This is a genomic window from Shewanella marisflavi (assembly GCF_023283925.1).
Taxonomy (GTDB): Bacteria; Pseudomonadota; Gammaproteobacteria; order Enterobacterales; family Shewanellaceae; genus Shewanella; species Shewanella marisflavi.
In genome coordinates this window covers 1-593 of record NZ_JAKIKX010000027.1, presented here as the reverse complement: position 1 = coordinate 593, position 593 = coordinate 1, and the positions used below count along the sequence as shown (strand labels likewise).

General features: G+C 49.9%; 1 pseudogene. It reads left to right on the top strand.

Annotation, left to right across the window (positions count from 1 at the left end):
• Nucleotides 1-76: 76 nt before the first annotated feature.
• Nucleotides 77-593, top strand: a pseudogene (locus L2712_RS19085) (transposase); the annotation flags it as partial.

The following is a 593-nucleotide window of genomic DNA, read 5'->3' as shown; positions in this document are numbered from 1 at the left end:
TATGTAGTGGCATAGTGAATTTGGCCACCTGAATAGACGAAGTGATAGACTCACTTCCAGAAAAAAGGTGGTAGAAATGAAGAACACAAGACCGACATTCAGTGCAGAGTTCAAATTAGAAGCTGCGCAGCTGGTAACGAAACAGGGATACAGCATAGCTGAGGCTGCAAGCGCGATGGGCGTGAGTAATTCAGCCATGCGTAAATGGGTAAACCAGCTTCGACAAGAGCAGCAAGGCGTATCCCCCAAAGGCGCACCGCTCACCCCCGAACAACAGCGGATCCGTGAGTTGGAGAAGAAAATCCGCCGCATTGAAGAAGAGAACACCATTTTGAAAAAGGCTACGGCTCTCTTGATGTCAGACTCACTGAACAGTTCTCGTTAGTCGAGAAACTCAAGAAGAGCCATAGCGTAAAACGGATTTGTTCAGTATTTGGTATTCACCGCAGCAGTTACAAGTATTGGCGAGGCAGACCTACCACCATTGACTCGCAGCGGGTAAAACTGCACAGCTTGGTGCGGGAGGCTTATGAAGCCAGCAATGGGTCAGCGGGTGCCAGAACCCTGGCTGATATGGTGACGACTGCTGGCGT